10 protein-coding genes and 1 pseudogene are annotated in these 15,643 nt (G+C 70.8%); 5 read left to right on the top strand and 6 right to left on the bottom strand.

What is annotated here, in order from left to right; all coding sequences use genetic code 11:
• Positions 1-314: 314 nt before the first annotated feature.
• From AB4078_RS12015 to AB4078_RS12000, 4 genes and pseudogenes are all read right to left on the bottom strand, one after another.
• A pseudogene (locus AB4078_RS12015) lies at positions 315-1,793 on the bottom strand (ABC transporter ATP-binding protein); the annotation flags it as partial.
• A gap of 132 nt (positions 1,794-1,925) precedes the next feature.
• The gene (locus AB4078_RS12010) at positions 1,926-2,468 is read right to left on the bottom strand and encodes an ECF transporter S component (protein ID WP_441977331.1); all 543 of its coding nucleotides are present in this window, start codon (positions 2,466-2,468) and stop codon (positions 1,926-1,928) included.
• Positions 2,469-2,519: 51 nt separating this feature from the next.
• Positions 2,520-3,461, bottom strand: a complete 942-nt coding sequence (locus AB4078_RS12005; RefSeq protein WP_440733145.1) for a pirin family protein — start codon at positions 3,459-3,461, stop codon at positions 2,520-2,522.
• Entirely contained in the window at positions 3,458-3,766 is a 309-nt protein-coding gene (locus tag AB4078_RS12000; protein ID WP_441977330.1) for a GNAT family N-acetyltransferase, read from the bottom strand. Before AB4078_RS12000 ends, AB4078_RS12005 begins: the two co-directional genes overlap by 4 nt.
• Before the next feature lie 273 nt (positions 3,767-4,039).
• On the opposite strand from AB4078_RS12000, the gene recQ reads away from it, so the two are divergent.
• From recQ to AB4078_RS11985, 3 genes are all read left to right on the top strand, one after another.
• Positions 4,040-6,085 carry a DNA helicase RecQ gene (gene recQ, locus AB4078_RS11995; protein ID WP_441977329.1) on the top strand — a complete coding sequence of 682 codons (2,046 nt, stop codon included), beginning with the start codon at positions 4,040-4,042 and terminating at the stop codon, positions 6,083-6,085.
• A 275-nt stretch (positions 6,086-6,360) separates the two neighbouring features.
• The gene (locus tag AB4078_RS11990; protein ID WP_441977328.1) at positions 6,361-9,048 is read left to right on the top strand and encodes an aminotransferase class I/II-fold pyridoxal phosphate-dependent enzyme; all 2,688 of its coding nucleotides are present in this window, start codon (positions 6,361-6,363) and stop codon (positions 9,046-9,048) included.
• A 196-nt stretch (positions 9,049-9,244) separates the two neighbouring features.
• The gene (locus AB4078_RS11985; protein WP_441977327.1) at positions 9,245-11,317 is read left to right on the top strand and encodes an acyl-CoA dehydrogenase family protein; all 2,073 of its coding nucleotides are present in this window, start codon (positions 9,245-9,247) and stop codon (positions 11,315-11,317) included.
• A 69-nt stretch (positions 11,318-11,386) separates the two neighbouring features.
• On the opposite strand, the gene AB4078_RS11980 is transcribed toward AB4078_RS11985, so the two are convergent.
• On the bottom strand, positions 11,387-12,346 hold the full coding sequence (locus tag AB4078_RS11980; protein ID WP_441977326.1) for a nucleoside hydrolase: 960 nt from the start codon (positions 12,344-12,346) through the stop codon (positions 11,387-11,389).
• A gap of 42 nt (positions 12,347-12,388) precedes the next feature.
• Positions 12,389-13,777: an MFS transporter gene (locus tag AB4078_RS11975; RefSeq protein ID WP_440733153.1), complete on the bottom strand. Its 1,389-nt coding sequence runs from the start codon at positions 13,775-13,777 to the stop codon at positions 12,389-12,391.
• A 161-nt stretch (positions 13,778-13,938) separates the two neighbouring features.
• Between AB4078_RS11975 and AB4078_RS11970 the strand changes: the two genes are divergently transcribed.
• Positions 13,939-14,718, top strand: a complete 780-nt coding sequence (locus tag AB4078_RS11970; protein WP_440733154.1) for a GntR family transcriptional regulator — start codon at positions 13,939-13,941, stop codon at positions 14,716-14,718.
• A gap of 49 nt (positions 14,719-14,767) precedes the next feature.
• Positions 14,768-15,610, top strand: coding sequence for a PfkB family carbohydrate kinase (locus AB4078_RS11965; RefSeq protein WP_441977325.1), 843 nt, complete (start codon positions 14,768-14,770; stop codon positions 15,608-15,610).
• The last annotated feature ends 33 nt before the right edge of the window (positions 15,611-15,643 follow it).

Genomic DNA, 15,643 nt, shown 5'->3' with positions numbered 1-15,643 from the left:
CGCGAGGCAGTGCCGGTCTCGTCGGCCACGACCGATGAGACAGCGCGCTCGTCGTTGAGCAGTCCGCGCAGCGCTGGCGGGACCGCCGCGTACGCCGTCGGGAGCGGGATCAGGCCATCGCGCACGAGCGCCGGGGTGGGGCCGGCGGCGGCGACCGCACCGTCTTCGACGAGCACCGTATGGGTCGTGTGCCGCACCACCAGGTCGAGGTCGTGCGTCACGAGCACGATCGTCGTGCCGTCGGCGCGCAGCTCTCGGAACAGAGCGAGCAGCTCGTCGGTGCGGCGCAGATCCTGTCCGAACGTCGGCTCGTCGAGCACGAGGATGCGGGGGCGCGTGATGAGCGCGGTTCCCACCGAGAGCCGGCGCTTCTCGCCGCCCGAGAGCAGGTACGGGTGCGTGGCGGCCTTGTCTGCGAGGCCGAACCGATCGAGCATCGCCCCGATGCGCTCGGCGATCTCCGCGGGTGGGGTACGGCGCAGCCGAAGGCCGTGCGCCAGCTCGTCGAACACCGTGTGCGCGATGAACTGGTGCTCCGGGTTCTGGAATACGAAGCCGACGTGCGCGGCCAGCGTGCGTGGTGACGCGGTCGCCGGGTCGATACCCAGGAGCCGGACGGTCCCGCGCGGCGGTGGCACCACTCCGGCCAGCGCCTGCACGAGCGTCGTCTTGCCCGCGCCGTTCGGCCCGATCACCGCCGTGATCGACGCGGGCGCGATGTCGAGGTCGATCCCACGCAGGATCGGCGTTCGCCTGCGGACGACGTCCAGGCCGCGCACGGCGATGACCGGCTTCGGCGCATCAGCCGGACGAAACTCAGTCGATTCGGTCGGTTCCGCGTCGAAGAGGGCGCCAGCGGCCCGAATCGACTGAGTTTCGAACAGCGATGCGTCCACACCCACGCCGCGAAGGGCGCCCGCGAGCTCCGTCGCTGTGAGCGGAAGCGGGGCGATCGGATCCACCCTGAGCGACGGCAGTCGGTCGTTCAGCCGCCGCGCGGCGAGGGCGGCCGTCGGCAGGCGCACCCCGAGGGCGATCAGCTCGTCGGCGTGGTCGCGCAGCACCTCCGCGGCGGGGCCGTCGAAGGCGACCCTTCCGTCGTCGTCGAGCACGATGGCGCGCGTCGCGAAGCCGGCCTCGACCGTGCTCCGCGGGCTCAGGAACCACTCCGCGTCGAGGTCGTGCTCGACGAGGACGATCGCGCGCGTCGGCCCGGCGAGGCTCGCAAGCGCCGCATGCACCTCGGCGGTGCCGGACGGGTCGAGGTTCGCCGTGGGCTCGTCCAGGATGAGCACCGGGGCGGACGTCGCGAGTGCGGCGGCGATCGCCAGACGCTGCTTCCCTCCGCCGGACAGACGGTCGGGATTCTCGTCGCGGCGCTCCCACAGACCCATGCGGCGGAGGGCGTGCTCGGTGCGTTCCAGCACCTCGTCCACGGGCAGGCACAGATTCTCGAGCGCGAACGCCGTTTCGTCCAGGACGGATCCGGTGACGATCTGCGCATCCGGATCCTGGAACACGGTGCTGACATCCCGGCTCAGCTCTGCGACGGGCGTGGTGGCGGTCTCATGGCCGCGGACCGCGACGGTGCCGGTGATCTCGGCGTCGAGCGAGTGCGGGATCAGCCCGCCGAGCGCGAGCGCGAGCGTGGACTTGCCGGATCCGGACGGGCCCAGGAGGAGTACGACCTCGCCGGCGTTCACATCGAACGAGACGTCGCGGACCGCGGGATCGCCCGCGCCGCGATGCGTGACCGTGAGATCGCGCACGCGCAGAAGCGGGGCGGAGGGCATGGGGTTCCGTTCGGGAAGGGCTGCTTAGGCAAGCCTAACCTAGTGGGGCTGGAACCCTCGGGGTGCAGGGCGTCGGCCAGCGACGTCGGCGAAAGGTCGACGCCGTGCGGGGGCGCTCGCGAGGGGGCGCGCTCAGTGCGGGGCGACGCCGGCGCGACGCAGCGAGATGCCGATGCGCAGGCCGACCGCGGTCCAGGCGATCGGACCGAGCACTGCCAGAGGAAGGTAGACGATCCGCGCCCAGAGGGGCAGCTTCTCCAGGTCGACGGCGAAGAACACCACCACCGCGATGATCACGCCGATGATCGCCGCCGAGACGAAGAACCGCCACGCGCCCCAGGCGCGATAGCGCGTGAGGGCGGCGACGCCCTCCTGGATGAGGCCGAACAGCAGCGCGGTGCCGAGGAAGCGCGGGAACCAGATGGGGTTGAACGCGCTCGCGACGAGAGCCGCGAGCACGTGCGTGAGCAGCGCGACCAGTGGGCGGCGCAGCACCTCCTGCGCGATGATCCCCGGCAGCACATGCGAGCCCAGCACCAGGCCGTAGGCGAACGGCGCGCCGGCGATCACGGGGATCGTCACCCAGCCGGCGGCGGCGCCGAGCAGGCCCGTGGCGACCCCGATGGCGGCGCAGACGAGCAGGATCCGCGTGGGCAGCGGGGAGCGGGCGGGCACCCGTCCAGCGTACCGGCGCTCCCGGGCGGATCGGTCGGGAGCGATCCCCGGTCAGATCCTCCGGCGCCGTGGCATGAGGTGCACGGGCGGGATCGGCGGAGCAGGCACCCGCTCGTCGCCGTGACCGGCGACGTGACCGAACCGGTCGGATCCGGCTTCCCAGTCCTCGCGCGCCTGCGCGATCTCCTCGTGGCTGCGGGCGGCGAAGTTCCACCACATCACGAGGTCCTGTTCGAAGGGCTCGCCGCCGAGGAGGAAGAGCAGCGCCCCGCTCTCGCTCGACACGGTGACGTCCTCGCGGGAGTCGCCGAGGAACAGCACGTCGTCCGTGGAGAGCGCGGTCTCGGCCAGGTCGGATCCGGAGACACGGGCGTCGCCCTCGACGAGCAGCAGACCGTGCTCCCAGGCCGGATCGAACGGCAGCACGACGGATGTGCCGCGCTCGAGGCGGATCTCCGCGCCCACGATCGGCGTATAGGCCGTCGCGGGGGAGTCGACGCCTGCATAGGAGCCCATCACCACGGTGACGTCGGCGTCGGATCCGGTCTCGGCGGGAAGCGTTAGACCCGGCAGCGACAGGTGCTGTTCGAAGCCGGGCGCACCGGTGGCGGCGCCGTCGGGCAGCACCACCCAGAGCTGCAGCGCGTCGAGCGGGCCGGCCTCCTCGCCCACCGAGTACTCCGAATGCGCGATGCCGTGCCCGGCCGTCATGAGATTGAGCTGCCCGCGGCGCAGCACGACATCGCTGTCGATCGTGTCGCGGTGCCGGATCTCGCCGACGAGCGGCCAGGTCACGGTCTGCAGGCCGATGTGCGGATGCGGTTCCACACGCATGCGCACCTCGGCGGGGCCGAACCGGTCGAGGAAGCACCAGGCGCCGATCGTCGGTACATCTTTGCTGGGCAGCACACGCAGCACGTTCATCGCACGCACGCCACCGAGCGGAACCTCGCGCGCCTCGAGCACCGCTGCGCGCGGCCCGTGCAGGCTCATGCGGATCCGTCCGGGGCCGTCGGGAATCGCACCTTCGCGCCAGGGACCTCGTGCGTGCGGAGGTACTTGTTGATGTAGGGGCAGTACGGCACGATCGTGTCGCCCGTGGCCACCGCGTCGGCCAGCGCGCCCGCGGCGAGCTGCGCGGCGAGGCCCTGACCCTGGAACTCCGGATCCACCTCGGTGTGGATGAACAGGATCATCCCCGGGCGCCGCTGGAACTCGGCGAACCCGGCGAGTGCGCCGTCGCTGGTGATCTCGTAGCGCGACTCGGCCTCGTTCAAGCTCACGGCGATCTCGGGCATCGTGCTCCTTCGTGCGGTGTCGTGCGTCCAACATATGCCCGGACTGAGACACCCGGGGCGGGCGGAGTCGTCGTCCAGCGCCACCGGCTCGCAATTTCGAAGGATAAATGCATCTCGACAGGAAGAATCGCGGATCCGGATCCTGCGGAATTGCATTCATCCTTTCGAGTTGAGGGCAGGGCGGGCTGGAACCCGGGGGCGGGCGCAGTTGGGGCCGGGCGAGACCTGTGGACAGCGGCCTCCGGTGTCGGCACCGCTCGTTACGCTGGTTGCATGCCCCAGAACGATCCGCGCGACCCCTATGCGGATCTGCCGTGGTCCGATGCGCCCCTGGATGACCCCTACGCCGACATGCCGTTCAGCGACGAACCCTGGGATGCGGCGCCCCCGCCCGAGGAGGGCGATTGGGCGGGAACGCCGGGCGCCGTTCCGCAGGGGAGCTTTCCCGCGCCCGCTGCTGTTCGACAGGCTCAGCGACCGGCGACGCCGGCGCCGAGCCGGTACGCCACGGCTCTGGCCGCGCTCACCGCGGTCTACGGCTACGACGCGTTCCGCGGAGACCAGGCCGCGATCATCGACCAGGTCGTCGGCGGCGGCGACGCCGTGGTGCTCATGCCCACCGGCGGTGGCAAGAGCCTCTGCTACCAGATCCCCGCGCTCGTCCGCGAGGGCACGGGCCTCGTGGTCAGTCCGCTCATCGCGCTCATGCACGACCAGGTCGACGCCCTGCGCGCCAACGGCGTGCGCGCCGCGTACCTGAACTCGACGCAGACGGCGGCCGAGCGGGCAGAGGTCGAGCGCGCGTATCTGGCAGGCGACCTCGACCTCGTCTACGTCGCGCCCGAGCGGCTCTCGAACGCGCAGACCCTGGGGCTCCTGCAGCGCGGATCCCTCAGCGTCATCGCGATCGACGAGGCGCATTGCGTGTCGCAGTGGGGGCACGACTTCCGGCCGGACTACCTCGCCCTCGGCGGGCTCGCCGAGCGCTTCCCGGGCGTTCCCCGCATCGCACTCACGGCCACCGCCACCCGTGAGACGCACCGCGAGATCACCGAGCGGCTGCACCTGCCGCAGGCGAAGCACTTCGTCGCGAGTTTCGACCGACCCAACATCCAGTACCGGATCGAGCCCAAGGTCGACGTCCGCAAGCAGCTGGTCTCGTTCATCCGCACGCAGCCCGAGGGATCCGCCGGCATCGTCTACGCGCTCAGCCGCTCCTCGGTCGAGCAGACGGCCGAGTACCTCAGCGCGCAGGGCCTGGACGCGATCCCGTACCACGCAGGTCTCGACGCCGGCACACGCGCGGCGCACCAGTCCCGGTTCCTCCGCGAGGACGGCGTGATCGTCGTCGCCACGATCGCGTTCGGCATGGGCATCGACAAGCCCGACGTGCGCTTCGTCGCGCACGTCGACCTGCCCAAGTCCGTCGAGGGCTACTACCAGGAGACCGGTCGCGCCGGCCGCGACGGCGAGCCCTCGGTCGCGTGGATGGCCTACGGCCTCGGCGACGTGGTGCAGCAGCGCCGCTTCATCCAGCAGGGCGAGGGCGACCGCGCGATCAAGCAGCGGCAGAACCAGCACCTCGACGCGATGCTCGCGCTGTGCGAGACCGTCGACTGCCGGCGGCAGAACCTGCTCGGCTACTTCGGGCAGGACTCCGGGCCGTGCGGCAACTGCGACACCTGCCTCACCCCACCCGACAGCTGGGACGGGCTCGTCCCCGCGCAGAAGCTGCTCTCCACGATCGTGCGACTGCAGCGCGAGCGCCGCCAGTCGTTCGGCGCCGGGCATCTCATCGATATCCTCCGGGGCGCCTCCACGGAGAAGGTCCGCAAGTTCCGGCACGACGAGCTCGCCACCTACGGGATCGGATCCGATCTCGCCGATGCGCAGTGGCGCTCCGTCGTGCGGCAGCTTCTCGCGCAGGGCCTCATGCAGGCGCAGGGTGAGTACGGCACGCTCGCGGTCAACGAGGCGAGCGGCGGGGTACTGGCCGGGACGACGCCGGTGAAGCTGCGCCACGACGTGGTCACCCGTGCCGGGTCCTCCGGGGGCGGGCGCTCCGCGAAGAGGAGCGCCGCGGAGGCGCTCGCCGAGGGCGACCGCGACTTGTTCGAGGCGCTGCGCGCATGGCGGGCGCAGACCGCTCGCGAGCAGGGCGTGCCCGCGTACGTCGTGTTCGGCGACGCCACGCTGCGCGCGCTCGCCGAACACCGCCCCGCGAAGGCCGCGGATCTGGTCGGCATCAGCGGTATCGGCGAGAAGAAGCGCGAAGCATACGGCGAGGCCGTGCTCGAGGTCATCGCGGCCGAGGGCTGATCCTCACCGCCGGCCGCCGCTGCACCGACCATCTCGGATCCCAGACGAGCGGCTCGACACGGGGCGATCGGATCCGCTTGCGGAGTGGCACGATGGGAGTCCGGCAGGGCCCGCACCACGGATCCTGCCCGCACCACACGTCGCGGTCGTCGCCGATCGCGACGGCTCGCCGCATCCCGGCGGGACCCCAGCAGCCGGTTCGAAGACGACCTCAGCGATCCGGGCCGCCGTTGCCCGCGCCGCCCTCGGCGCTCCCGCCGGAAGGGAATCCGCCGATGACCAGCACGATCGACACCGCGCACGCACCAGGCATGCCGGCGAGCACCTGGCGGCTGCGCAGCGACGCCTGGGAGTTCCTGCGCTTCGCGGTCAAGCGCCTCGCGGTCGAATCCGACGCCCGTGACGCCGTCGCCAACCGCGACGAGATCCGGCGCTCGCTGCGGGCGCTCGAGACGATCGAGCTGTACTGGGCCGGTTTCGGGCAGCGCTACGTGCGACACATCCGGGAGCTGATCGAGCAGGGCGACGCGGCCACCGCCCTGGAGCGCATCGGGCGGGTGGTGCATCGCCTGCGCGGCACGTCCGTGCCGGGCGGGACCGATCCGGTGCTCGACGAGGCCGATCTCGCCGAGCAGCAGGACGATGCCGATCCGCGCACGCGGTTCGAGGTGCTGCTCATCGACGAGACCACCCCGGCGGATCGTGACGCGATCCTGTCCGAGGGGCGACGACTGCGCACCGATGCGGACGACTTCATCTACGACTTCGTGATCGTGCCGTCGGCGGACGACGCGATCGCGGCGCTGCTCACGAACCCGAACATCCTCGCCTGCATCGTGCGGCCGGGGTTCAGCGATCGCAGCCACCAGGTGCTCAGCGGTGACCTTCAGGAGACGATCGCGCTCGCGCACGAGCAGGCGGCGATCGCGCCCGCCGCGGCGCGCAGCTCGATCCCCTCGGTGCAGCGGGTGCTGCGTCTCGCCGACACGCTGCACGCCCTGCGGCCGGAGGTCGATCTGTACCTGGTCGCCGGCGCGCACATCGAGGATCTGGCGGGAGCTCTCACGCATCGGTTCCGCCGGGTGTTCCGGCGCGAGGATCAGCTCGAGCTGCATCTGTCGCTGCTGCGCCGGGTCTCGCACCTCTACGACGCGCCGTTCTTCGCGGCGATCCAGAACCACGCCCGCCGCCCGGTCGGGGTGTTCCACGCCCTGCCGGTGGGACGAGGCGGATCCGTCGTCACCTCGAAGTGGATCCGTGATCTCGCCGACTTCTACGGCATGAATCTCCTGCTCGCCGAGACCTCGGCGACATCCGGAGGATTGGACTCGCTGCTCGCACCGACCGGCGCGATCAAGAAGGCGCAGGATCTGGCGGCGCGGGCGTTCGGGGCGCAGCGCACCTTCCTCGTCACCAACGGCACGTCCACGGCGAACAAGATCGTGCACCAGGCGCTGGTGGAGCCGGACGACGTGGTGCTCGTCGACCGCAACTGCCACAAGTCGCACCACCATGCGCTCATGCTGACCGGCGGACGCACCGCGTATCTCGAGGCGTATCCCCTCGACGACTTCGCGTTCTACGGTGCGGTGCCGCTGGAGCGGATCAAGCGGCTGCTCCTCGACTACCGTGCTGCAGGCCGGCTGCACGAGGTGCACATGATCACACTGACGAACTGCACGTTCGACGGCATCGTGTACGACCCGGCTCGGGTGATGTCGGAGTGCCTCGCGATCAAGCCCGACCTGGTGTTCCTGTGGGACGAGGCGTGGTTCGCGTTCGCGGCGTTCCACCCGGTGACCCGGCAGCGCACGGCGATGGCCTCGGCCAAGCGCCTCGAAGAGCGGCTGCGCTCGACCGCGCACGCGGCGGCGTACCGCGCGCAGCGTGCGCGGCTGTTCGACGCGGAGACCGGCGAACCGCAGGACGACGAGGCGTGGATGCGGGAGGAGCTGATCCCCTCGCCCGACGCGCGGATCAGGGTCTACGCGACCCAGTCGACGCACAAGACGCTGACCGCGCTCCGCCAGGGATCCATGATCCACGTCTACGACCAGGACTGGGCGCTCGAAGCGGAGTACGCCTTCCACGAGGCGTTCATGACGCACACCTCGACCTCGCCGAACTACCAGATCCTCGCCTCGCTCGACCTCGGCCGACGCCAGGTCGAGCTCGAGGGCTTCGAGCTCGTGCAGCGCCAGCTCGACCTCGCGACCAGCCTCGCCCAGTCCGTCGCTCGGCACCCGCTGCTGCGTCGCACCTTCCGCGTGCTCACGATGCGCGATCTGATCCCGCCGGAGCACCGTCGCACCACCCGGCCGATGCCGCTGCGCGACGGTCTCGCCGCGATGTGGCGGGCCTGGCGCGATGACGAGTTCGTGATCGACCCCAGCCGGGTCACGATCGAGATCACGCGCACGGGCGTCGACGGCGACACCTTCAAGCACACGCACCTCATGGATCAGTACGGGATCCAGGTCAACAAGACGAGCCGCAACACGGTGCTGTTCATGACGAACATCGGCACCTCCCGCAGCGCGATCGCCTACCTGATCGAAGTTCTGGTGAAGCTCGCCGAGCGGTTCGAGCGAGATCGTGCGACGCAAGGCCTTCCCGAAGTTCGCGCCGAGGACGATCCGATGCCGCCGCTGCCGGACTTCAGCGCGTTCGCGCCGGCCTATGCGCACCCCTCGGGCCTGCCGGACGGCGATCTGCGCGACGCGTTCTACGACGGGCAGCGGCGCGGTCTGATCGAGTACGCGACGCCCGACGATCTGCGCGAACGGGTCGCGCGAGGGGAGCAGCCGGTCTCGGCGGGCTTCGTGACGCCGTACCCTCCCGGATTCCCCGTGCTCGTGCCGGGCCAGATCGTCACCGCGGAGGTGCTCGAGTTCATGGCCGCGCTCGACACGCGGGAGATCCACGGCTTTGACGCGGCTCGCGGCTACCGGCTGATCCGCTGACCGCTGACCGCTGACCGCTGACCGCCGACCGCTGGTCCGCCGGGAACGGCGTCGGCGGGTCGCGACCTGTGGAGTCGCCACAACCGCCTGGATCCTCGTCGGCGGCATCTGTTAGCAGAAGTCCACAGCCGCCTTCGCCCCACGTTGTGCCAGACCTACCATGAAGACATCCCCGAAACCTCACGAGAGGATCCTCATGGTCGACGCCGCCCTTCGGACGAACGCCGCGAACAGCGCTGACAACAGCTCGGACGACTCCACGTCGCGCATCGACGTCGACGCGGTCGGCGACCTGCTGCTGGGCACCTGGGCGGACACCCGCCGCGAAGCGCGCGAGATGATCAAGGACCCCGCGTTCTGGCGCGATGACTCGCTCGGCAAGGACGAGCACCGCGAGCGTGTGCTGAGCCAGATGCACCTCCTGGTGCAGAACAAGGCCGTGCACCGCGCCTTCCCGAAGCGCCTCGGCGGCGAGGAGAACAACGGCGGCAACATCGCCGGGTTCGAGGAGCTGGTGTCCGCCGACCCCAGCCTGCAGATCAAGTCGGGTGTGCAGTGGGGCCTGTTCGGATCCGCGGTGCTGCAGCTCGGCACCGCCGAGCACCACGACGCGTGGCTCCCGGGCATCATGAGCCTCGAGATCCCTGGCGCCTTCGCGATGACCGAGATCGGGCACGGATCCGACGTCGCCTCGATCGGCACCACGGCGACCTACGACCCGGCGACTGAGGAATTCGTGATCAACACGCCGTTCCGTGCGGCGACCAAGGAGTTCCTCGGCAACGCGGCGCTGCACGGCATCGCCGCGACCGTGTTCGCACAGCTGATCACGAACGGCGTGAACCATGGCGTGCACTGCTTCTACGTGCCGCTGCGCGGCGAGGATGGAGTGGATCTGCCCGGCATCGGCCGCGAGGACGACGGCCTCAAGGGCGGCCTGAACGGCATCGACAACGGCCGGCTCAGCTTCGACCACGTGCGGATCCCGCGCACCAACCTGCTGAACCGCTACGGCGACGTCGCGGCCGACGGCACCTACTCCAGCGCCATCGACAGCCCCGGCCGCCGCTTCTTCACGATGCTCGGCACACTGGTGCAGGGCCGCGTCTCGCTCGACGGCGCCGCTTCGTGGGCCTCGGCGCTCGGCCTGGACATCGCGATCACCTACGCCACCCAGCGCCGCCAGTTCAACGGCGCCAGCGGCGAGGAGACCACGCTGCTCGACTACGGCAAGCACCAGCGCCGCCTGCTGCCGCGCCTCGCGACCACCTACGCGCAGCTGTTCGCGCACGACGAGTTCCTGCAGAAGTTCGACGGGGTCTTCTCCGGGCGCACCGACACCCCGCAGGACCGCGAGGACCTGGAGACCCTGGCCGCGGCGCTCAAGCCGCTGTCGACCTGGCACGCCCTGGACACCCTGCAGGAATGCCGCGAGGCCTGCGGCGGCGCCGGCTTCATGTTCGAGAACCGCTTCGTGGGGCTGCGCGCCGACCTCGACATCTACGTCACCTTCGAGGGCGACAACAACATCCTGCTGCAGCTCGTCGGCAAGCGCCTGCTCACCGACTTCGCCCGGCAGTTCAAGGGCGCCGACGCCAAGACGCTCGCGAAGTACGCCGTCGGCCAGACCGCGGGCCGGGTGTTCCACGGCGCGGGGCTCCGCCAGTTCGGGCAGGCCGTCGCGGATCTCGGATCCACGGCCCGCTCGGTCGAGAACGGCCTGCGCGCCGAGCAGCAGCACGAGCTGCTCACCGACCGCGTGCAGCAGATGGTCGCCGACATCGCCGGGCGTCTGCGTGCGGCCGGCAAGGACAAGGTGCTCGGCGAGAAGCTGTTCAACGAGAACCAGGCAGAGCTCATCGAGGCGGCCAGGGCGCACGGCGAGCTGCTGCAGTGGGAGGCGTTCACCGACGCTCTGGGCCGCATCGAGGATGAGGACAGCAAGGCGGTGCTCACCTGGCTGCGTGACCTGTTCGGCCTGCAGCTCGTCGAGAAGCACCTCGCCTGGTACCTCATCAACGGCCGCCTCTCAGCACAGCGCGCGGCCTCGGTCTCCCGCTACATCGACCGGCTCTGCGCACGCCTGCGTCCGCACGCGCTCGACCTGGTGAACGCGTTCGGCTACGAGCCCGAGCACCTGCGCGCCCCCCTCGCCTCCGGCGCTGAGCAGATCCGCCAGGACGAGGCCCGCGCGTACTACGCCGAGCTCAAGGCCTCGGGCGAGGCGCCCGTCGACGAGAAGGCGCTGAAGAAGGCGCGCCAGCTGTAAGCCCGGCGCACGCAGAAGAGGTCCGGATCCCGGGAGGGGAACCGGACCTCTTCGCATGACTTCTCGGCGTCAGGCCCCAGCGACGCGCTGCGCCAGGTGGTCCGCGAGCGGAGCGTCGGTGCCGAGCACCACGCGCACGGTCGCGCCGTCGTGGTCGCGGACGCCCTGGCGCTGGCCGCGCAGGTCGAACACGGTCTGACCGCGGCCGGGGCCGCCGGTCGTGTCGACCACGGCGGGAACCGCGGGCGCGACCGTGGGGAGCACGCGGCCGACCGCGATCGCCGCAGCAAGCGGGTCATGCAGGGCGCTGCACCGGCGGCCGTAGGTCGCGCGGTAGAACTCCATGTAGAAGTCGAGCATCGCGGCGACGGCGCGCGCGACGGGGGATCCGGATGCGGCGAGCTGCTCGCGGTGCGACTCCTCGAACACGTTCTCCATGGTCACGTCCAGCGGCACGACCACGACCGGCCAGCCCGCAGCGAACACCGTGTCGGCGGCCTCGGGATCGTTGCCGATGTTCGCCTCGGCGACCGCGGTGATGTTGCCCGGTACGAGCGCCGCCCCGCCCATGAGCGTGACCCGGGCAACACGGGAGGGAAGGGTCGGATCCTGCTCGAGGGCGGCGGCGAGGTTGGTCAGCGGGCCGACCGCGAGCACCTCCAGGGATCCGGCGTGTTCGTGCGAGAGCCGGATGAGCAGCTCCGCCGCCGTGACGTCCTCGACTGCGCGGGCGGGTTCGGGCAGGGCCACTCCGCCGACGCCGTCGTCGCCGTGTACGTGCGGCGCCCCACCGTCGTACTCGTGGGTGAGGAAGTCGTGCCGCCCCACAGCCACCGGAACATCGTCGCGCTCGGCGAGGGCGAGCAGGCCCAGGGTGTTGCGCGCCGCCTGCGCGGCGGTGGTGTTGCCGCTGACCGTGCCGATGCCGCGGAGCGCGATCTCGGGCGACGCCAGCAGATACGCCAGGGCGAGCGAGTCGTCGATGCCGGTGTCGCAGTCGAAGTACAGCGGGGCAGGGGTGTCGGTCATCGGATCCTCCTCGGGATGCGGATGCGGGGCGGGTGGAGAGAGTCAGTCGGTCTTGGCGATCAGGAACAGGCTCGCGACGAGGGCGAGCACGCTGATCCCCACCGAGATCCACAGTGCCAGGACGACGTTGCCGGACACGACGAACGGCGCAACGATCGCGATGCCGAGGCTCGCTCCGAAGCCGAACGCGGCGCCGTTCATGCTCGGCAGGATCGCCGGAGCCTCGCTCGGCGACTGCAGCACTCCGAGGCCGTTCGCGGTGGTGAGCACGACCCCGTTGTAGGCGACTCCGAGCACCGTGAACATGGCGAACACCGTCCACGGGCTGAACGGGAACAGCGCGACCACGACGAGCGCCGCGATCGAGAGCACCAGGCCGATCCGCAGCATCGGGATCCACCCGAAGCGGCCCGCGAGCCAACCCGAGAGCGGGGCGGCGGCGAGGCCGATCAGCGCGGGTGGGGTGAGGTACAGCAGGGCAGAGGTCGATGCGTTCAGGCCGTAGCCGACGGTCTGGTTCTGGCTGAGGATCACGATCGTGAAGTTGATCACGGCGAACACGCTCGACAGGGTCAGCACGGTGACGGCGAGCACCGGCCACACCTCGCGCGAGCGCAGGTGCTGCACGGCGACGAGCGGGGTAAGGCGGCGCTTCTCGATGGCGACAAAGGCGAGCAGCGCCACGACGGTGCCGGCGAGGAAGAGCAGCGTGAGCGGGGCGAGCCAGCCCTGGCGGGATCCGGTCGAGACGAAGTAGGTGAGGCAGATCAGGCCGAGCGAGAGCGCGCCAGCGCCCCACCAGTCCATGCGCCCCGTCGAAGACGGCTCGCCATCGCGCGGCACGGCGAGGGCGACGCACGCGATCGCGACCACGGCGACCACCAGGATCACGACGAACAGCGAACGGAATCCGAAGGCGTCGGCGAGGAGGCCTCCGATCCAGCCGTCCACTCCGCCCACGCCGCCGTTGATCGCGGTGAGGATCCCGAGCACGGTCGGGAAGACGGCGGCCGGGAGGGTCTCGGCGAGGATCACGTAGGAGATCTGGAACGCGGCGCTGGAGGCTCCCTGCAGCACCCGCCCCAGCAGCAGCACCGGCAGGTTCGGCGAGACAAGGCAGAGCACCGTGCCGAGCACGATGAGCGCGAGCACGATCAGCAGTGCGCGCTTGCGGCCGATGAAGTCGCTCCAGCGCGCCAGCACGATCCCGCCGACGGCGCCGGCGAGGAAGAACAGCGAGGACACCTGCGAGACGGCGTCCATCGGCGCACCCAGTTGCTTCGCGATGTCGGGCAGGGCGGGGCTGATCATGCTCGAGTTCAGCTGGAACGCGACGACCGTGAGGATCAGGGTCGCCACGAGCAGGACGGATCGGCCGCCGCGGATCGGCTCCGGACGGTCGAGCGCCGCAGGCGCGGGAGAGAGCTGCACAGTGACTCCTTTGTCGGGGCGAGGGCTCGGTGTGGTCGACCCTCAGGTTATATGATGTTATACCTCTCAGGTAGAACATCTGCAAGCGTGACAGGTTCATGCTTGAATGAACGGCGAGCACGGCCCGATCGCGGCCGGAGACGCGCGGTGGAGGAGACCCGATGACGGATGTCGAGCAGTTCCTGGCCCGGCCGCTGACCGCCCCCGTGGGTCAGCCGCTGCGCGTCGCCGTGTACTCGCGCTTGGCCGACGGCATCAGGTCCGGCGTCTTCTCCCTGGGGTCGGCGCTGCCACGGGAGACCGAGCTCTGCGTATCACTGGGGGTGTCGCGCACGGTCGTCCGCGAGGCCCTCATGCTGCTCGAGGAGGACGGCCTCATCACCACCCGGCGCGGAATCGGCCGCTTCGTCGCGGAGGACCTGCCCAGGGTCGGCCTGGAAGAGCTGCGACCCCTCGAGGCAGCGCTCGCCGAGGGCGGCGAGGACATCAGCGTCCGCCAGCTCGAGTTCGTCGTGCAGCCCACCACCGACTACGTGTCGGGGCACCTTGGTCTCGACGACGCGGCGAACACCTGGTTCCGCGAGAGCGTGATCGAGCGAGGCGGCGAGCCGATCGCGATCCTGCAGGAGCACCTGCCCGCGGGCCGCTATCTCACCGACGCGAGTCCGCAGATCGCGGCCGTCGTCGAAGAGGCGGCGGCGGATCCGTCGAGCCTCATGACCGCCCTCGCCGCGCGCGGTGCCGTCTTCGGATCCGGCGTATGCGGGATCACCGTGAACGTGGTGGGCCGCTCGCGCGGCGCGCTGCTGGGGCTCAAGCCCGGCGATCCCGTGCTCATCCTCACGCAGACCGCCTCGACCGGCGGCGTCCCCGTCTACCTCGCCAAGTGCATCGTGTCAGGCAGGGCCGGCATGCTGTCGGTCGTGCAGACCGCGCAGTGACCGGGCGCCCCCTCCTCGCGATCCTCGCCCTTCCGGAACTGGAGTCCTCATGACCGCGCCTCTCGCGCTCGCCGTCGTCGGCAGCATCAACGTCGATCTCACGGCCCGTACGGCCCGCCTCCCGGAGCCGGGCGAGACCATCGGCGGAGGGCGGCTGTCCCGCGAGGCCGGAGGGAAGGGGGCCAATCAGGCCGCTGCGGCCGCGCGCCTCGGCGCCGCGGTGCGGATGGTCGGCGCGGTCGGCCCCGATGCCGACGGCGCGTGGATGATCGACGAGCTGGCCGCGGCCGGCGTCGACACGAACGCCGTGCGCCGCGGGGAGGAGCCCACCGGAGTGGCGCTCATCGTCGTGGACGCGGCGGGCGAGAACCAGATCGCCGTGTGCGAGGGCGCCAACGGCGAGGTGAGCCTGGACGGTGTCGTCTTCGGATCCGACGAGGCGGTGCTCGCGCAGCTGGAGATCTCGATGGACGTGATCGTCGCGCTCTCCGCGGCCGCACGCGGGTACCTCGCCGTCAATGCGGCTCCGGCGCTCGAACTCCCCGCCGCCGTGATCGGGCGTGCCGATCTCATCATCGTGAACGAGACCGAGTACGCGCTGCTGCCCGCGCTGCGCACCGCCCGCCGAGTCGCCGTGACCTATGGCGGCGAGGGCGCGAAGCTGTTCGAGCGCGGTGAGCTCGTCGCCGCGGCGCCCGCGGTGAAGACCACGGTCGTGAACAGTGTCGGCGCCGGCGATGCGTTCTGCGCCGCCCTCACGATCGGGCTCGCCTCCGGCGTCGACCCGCAGCGCGCCCTGTCGGCGGCCTGCGCGGTGGGTGCCGCTGCCGTCGCGGATCCGCGGTCGCAGCCGCTGCTCGCCGCACTCGGGGAGTACCTGCCTGCGGAGTGAGTCCGAGTGTCGGCGCCCGCGCCTACCCTGGAT

Source organism: Microbacterium sp. 2MCAF23 (genome assembly GCF_052115565.1).
Taxonomy (GTDB): domain Bacteria; phylum Actinomycetota; class Actinomycetes; order Actinomycetales; family Microbacteriaceae; genus Microbacterium.
This window is presented reverse-complemented; position numbering and strand designations above follow the sequence as displayed.

What these genes read in the sequence shown, in the direction of transcription:
- AB4078_RS11985 (WP_441977327.1), top strand. Translation starts at nt 9,245, where the DNA reads ATGGTCGACGCCGCCCTTCGGACGAACGCCGCGAACAGCGCTGACAAC.
- AB4078_RS11990 (WP_441977328.1), top strand. Translation starts at nt 6,361, where the DNA reads ATGACCAGCACGATCGACACCGCGCACGCACCAGGCATGCCGGCGAGC.
- AB4078_RS12005 (WP_440733145.1), bottom strand. Translation starts at nt 3,461, where the DNA reads ATGAGCCTGCACGGGCCGCGCGCAGCGGTGCTCGAGGCGCGCGAGGTT.
- AB4078_RS11965 (WP_441977325.1), top strand. Translation starts at nt 14,768, where the DNA reads ATGACCGCGCCTCTCGCGCTCGCCGTCGTCGGCAGCATCAACGTCGAT.
- AB4078_RS12000 (WP_441977330.1), bottom strand. Translation starts at nt 3,766, where the DNA reads ATGCCCGAGATCGCCGTGAGCTTGAACGAGGCCGAGTCGCGCTACGAG.
- AB4078_RS11980 (WP_441977326.1), bottom strand. Translation starts at nt 12,346, where the DNA reads ATGACCGACACCCCTGCCCCGCTGTACTTCGACTGCGACACCGGCATC.
- recQ (WP_441977329.1), top strand. Translation starts at nt 4,040, where the DNA reads ATGCCCCAGAACGATCCGCGCGACCCCTATGCGGATCTGCCGTGGTCC.
- AB4078_RS11970 (WP_440733154.1), top strand. Translation starts at nt 13,939, where the DNA reads ATGACGGATGTCGAGCAGTTCCTGGCCCGGCCGCTGACCGCCCCCGTG.